At 38.8% G+C, this 3,934-nt stretch carries 4 protein-coding genes; 2 read left to right on the top strand and 2 right to left on the bottom strand.

Translation table 11 applies throughout. From position 1 onward, the window contains the following. Nucleotides 1-269 precede the first annotated feature (269 nt). Nucleotides 270-1,283: a LacI family DNA-binding transcriptional regulator gene (locus AC07YT_RS18970; RefSeq protein ID WP_086549065.1), complete on the bottom strand. Its 1,014-nt coding sequence runs from the start codon at nucleotides 1,281-1,283 to the stop codon at nucleotides 270-272. A 293-nt stretch (nucleotides 1,284-1,576) separates the two neighbouring features. Here AC07YT_RS18970 and AC07YT_RS18975 point away from each other — a divergent pair, with 293 nt between their 5' ends. Continuing rightward, the gene (locus AC07YT_RS18975) at nucleotides 1,577-1,936 is read left to right on the top strand and encodes a response regulator (protein WP_086549064.1); all 360 of its coding nucleotides are present in this window, start codon (nucleotides 1,577-1,579) and stop codon (nucleotides 1,934-1,936) included. A 187-nt stretch (nucleotides 1,937-2,123) separates the two neighbouring features. Here the strand turns inward: AC07YT_RS18975 and AC07YT_RS18980 are convergent, their stop codons facing one another. Then, complete coding sequence (locus tag AC07YT_RS18980; RefSeq protein WP_086549063.1) at nucleotides 2,124-2,477, bottom strand: DUF6717 family protein; 354 nt, start codon at nucleotides 2,475-2,477, stop codon at nucleotides 2,124-2,126. A 65-nt stretch (nucleotides 2,478-2,542) separates the two neighbouring features. Between AC07YT_RS18980 and dinB the strand changes: the two genes are divergently transcribed. Beyond that, nucleotides 2,543-3,643 (top strand): DNA polymerase IV, encoded by a 1,101-nt coding sequence (gene dinB / locus AC07YT_RS18985; protein ID WP_086549062.1) that lies wholly within the window; start codon nucleotides 2,543-2,545, stop codon nucleotides 3,641-3,643. Nucleotides 3,644-3,934: the final 291 nt, after the last annotated feature.

Below are 3,934 nucleotides of genomic sequence, written 5' to 3' on the forward strand. Positions count from 1 at the left end.
GTAAAAATCTATATTAAATAATTGTTAATTTTATAATTATTTGATAATCAATAAATTATAACTGTTAAATTTTAATTTAAAGTGTAATTATTACACTAAGCCATTTTTGGGACTTTTTTCGGGAACGTTCCCGAAAAAAGTAGATCAAAATTCAGTCATCTTTCGGGAACGTTCCCGAAAATTGGTCAGAATTCTGCGTATTTTACACTAAGTGAAGAAATTTTTTGAAAATTTACGGCTAAAAATGAGCTCGTTTTTAAGGGTATTTTTTAGCCGTTTACGGTCGAATTCCGCTTGATAATTTTAGATTCTAAAACCACCTCATTTGGCAGGTTTTTATCGGCATGATCATCCAAAATAGTAAACAATAATTTAGCCGCTTCCTCTCCTATTTCGGTAGCCGGTTGGGTAATGGTGGTGAGGGAGGGATTTAACAAAGGCGCAATTTCCAGACTGGAAAAACTAATCACCTTTAAGTCTTTTGGAATGTTGATATGCAGATCGTAACAGGCATAGTATGTGGCGAAGGCCAAACGCTCTACCGAGGTAAAAATACCATCGGGTTTTAATTGCGTTAAAGCTTGTTTGATGATAATGCTGTTTTCTTCGTAACTGTTGCTGCAATCAACAATCAGGTGTTCTTCAAAGGGAATCTGGTGTTTGGTCAACGCATCAATATAGCCCTGCATACGGGTTTTACCAATGGATAAACTTTTATTCACCACCAGATAGGCAATTCGTTTGCAACCCTGCTCTATTAAATGCTCTGTAGCCAGAAAACTGCTGTTATAATCGTTTGTAATTACCCTTGGGGTATCAATGTCTTCGTAAATCCGGTCGAAAAACACCAATGGTAATCTTTTGCTGCCAAATTTATTCAGGTAATTATGGTCATTGGCTTCTCCTGAAACCGACATGATAATACCATCGGCCCTGCCGTTGTGTAAGTGACGGATAAAAGTTACTTCTTTATTATAATCATCATCCGTTACGTAAATCAGAATATGGTAACCATTTTCTCTGGCTAAACGTTCAATACCATGAATGGCCTGTGAGAAATAATTATTGGCCAGTTCGGGTACAATAACCGCAATGGTTTTACTTTTTTGCTCCCTTAAATTACTGGCGTAATGGTTAGGCTGATAGTTTAATTCTTTTGCTTTGGCTAATATACGTGCTTTGGTAGCTCCATTAATGTCACTATTATCCCTAAAAGCCCTCGAAATGGTAGAAGTAGATAAATTTAATGCTTCTGCTAACTTCTTAATATTAATACTATCCATTTTTGGTTATTAAACCCAATTAATTCGAATAAACGCTGTAAATATAAACTATAAATGTCCAAAATATTTGATAAGCTTTAAAATTGTGTATTTCAGGTTGTATTGATGCGCCTGTACAATCATCGATGAAATCCCATTGAAAAAGTCGTTGATTGTCATAATGGTAAAATTCTTTAAATAAATATTCATTTTTTTTAAAACAAAAAGCATCTTTACCGCTTTAATAATTATACGCTGTTAATCATCTCATTGTACCGATTGCAAAACAAAACCATATGAAATAAAATTACAAAATGGGAAATAAGAAAATACTCATTGCCGATGATGACGAAGGAATTGTTGATGCTGTGACGATGATTTTGGAAGTGATGGGTTACGATGTTGAATTTACATATGATGGTGGAGCAGTAATTGATGCGGTTAAAAACAAACCAGATCTGATTATGCTCGACATCTGGATGAGCGGGCATGATGGCAGGGATATATGCAAACAACTTAAAAACGATCCACAATATAAGGAGATCCCGATTTTAATGATCTCGGCGAGCAGAGACATCAGGCAATCTGCGCTGGATGCGGGTGCAAATGATTTTATGGAAAAACCATTCGAAATGGATTCGTTACTGAATAAGGTAGAAATATTGTTGAATTAATTTGATACTACCCAGAACCGTCACCCTGAACTTGTTTCAGGGTCTTCTGCACGATGGATCCCGTCTGGCTATTTAATAATGATAAATCAATAGTAAACGAATGGTGCTTAAATGGATCCTGAAACAAGTTCAGGATGACGGACGCAACGAATAAAACTCCAATATCTTTATTTCCCAATGATCATACTTAATCAATTTCTTTAAAATAAATACGCTCGGGCAACTGCTTAAAAACAAACTCCGTTACGTGGCAAAGCCAAAGTTTATGGTTTTTAAATTCTCCTCTAAAGTTTTCTAACAGATAATCTCCACCACCACCCAAATTCTCTTCACGCGCATATACAAGATCCAAAATCTCCGCATTTTCAATAGGCGCATCAGCCATCAGTAATTTACATTCGCTTTCAACAGTGGCTATCCAGTTTAATAATTCATCTGCGCCTTCAACCATTTGCAAATCGGCAATAGCTCCACCCCATTCTGGTATATCGGCATACCATTCGTGCTTTGCATTTTTATAAAAACGAATTGCTCTTTCCATATTTTGTAAAGAAAAAAAATCTAACTGAATAATCCTGATAAAAATCGCGAAATTTAGATCATTGCATGTCTGATTTAACACCAACGGTTTTAAGAAAAATAATTCATATTGATATGGATGCATTTTATGCATCGGTAGAGCAACGTGATTTTCCCGAATACAGAGGAAAGCCTTTAGTGGTGGGTGGCAAGCCTGATAGCCGTGGCGTAGTTTCAACAGCCAGTTACGAAGCCCGGCAATATGGAATCCGTTCGGCAATGTCTTCCAGTAAAGCTTACCAGCTTTGCCCGACAGCCATTTTCGTCTACCCCCGTTTTGATGCTTACACTGCGGTTTCGAAAGCGCTTAGGGAAATTTTTAGCCGGTACACGGATCTCATTGAACCCTTATCATTGGATGAAGCCTATCTTGACGTTACTGAAGACAAACTCGGCATTGGATCGGCTATTGACATTGCTCAATCCATTAAAGATGCCATTAAAAATGAATTAAATTTAACGGCCTCCGCAGGCGTTTCCATCAATAAATTTGTTGCAAAGGTAGCTTCAGATATGAACAAACCAGATGGTTTAACTTTTATTGGCCCATCGAAGATTAAAGCTTTTATGGAAAAACTTCCGGTCGAAAAATTCTTTGGCGTAGGCAAAGTTACCGGAGCCAAAATGAAGGCCATGCAGATTAATACTGGTGCAGATTTAAAAAAATTAACAGAAGCACAGCTTGTAGCCCAATTCGGGAAATCGGGAAGATTTTATTATAAAATTGTCCGCGGTATTGACGAGCGCCCGGTTCAGTCGCATCGCGAAACCAAATCGGTAGGTGCAGAAGATACCTTTCCGGAGGATACCAATGAGGATTCGGTGATGCACGACCTCCTGAAACAGATCAGTGAAACGGTGGCCAAACGTTTGGAAAAATATCAACTCAGCGGAAAAACGGTAACCTTAAAAATCAAGTTTGCCGATTTTAAACTGATCACCCGCAGCCGCTCTTTCGCTGCACCGATTAACAAAGCAGAGGTAATTTATGCTGAAGCCATTAAACTTTTGGAAGAGGCCGCTCTCGGCACCACGCAGGTGAGGCTTCTAGGTATTACCTTATCACGGTTTTATGATGATGTAGAGATCGAAAAGCCGGAGAGCAACCAGCTGGAATTTGAGTTTTGAAAGATAAATCGTATGCCTACTTTATTTCTGTCGGTGAAACACCAACCGATTGGATAAAAAACCTAATTTCTATTTGAAGCGCAAGGCCAGTACAAAACACTAAGTTTCTTCCCGTTTTACGCTTTTACGCTTCGCTGCCTCGTTCCTCGTTGCTGCAGGGTAACGCTTCAACCGCCCGCCTGCTTCGGGCAGGGGGCTATGGAGCCAAAACAGTGTTTCATTTTCAAGGTTGCATGGTGCACCAGCCTTTGTGCCTAAACCCGACAGTAGCGGCAGCCTCCGATCCTTCCA

This window comes from Pedobacter sp. GW460-11-11-14-TSB4 (genome assembly GCF_059423705.1).

Bases quoted from the DNA above. Each gene is read 5' to 3' on its own strand.
- AC07YT_RS18980 (WP_086549063.1), bottom strand. From the start codon at position 2,477: ATGGAAAGAGCAATTCGTTTTTATAAAAATGCAAAGCACGAATGGTAT.
- dinB (WP_086549062.1), top strand. From the start codon at position 2,543: ATGTCTGATTTAACACCAACGGTTTTAAGAAAAATAATTCATATTGAT.
- AC07YT_RS18975 (WP_086549064.1), top strand. From the start codon at position 1,577: ATGGGAAATAAGAAAATACTCATTGCCGATGATGACGAAGGAATTGTT.
- AC07YT_RS18970 (WP_086549065.1), bottom strand. From the start codon at position 1,283: ATGGATAGTATTAATATTAAGAAGTTAGCAGAAGCATTAAATTTATCT.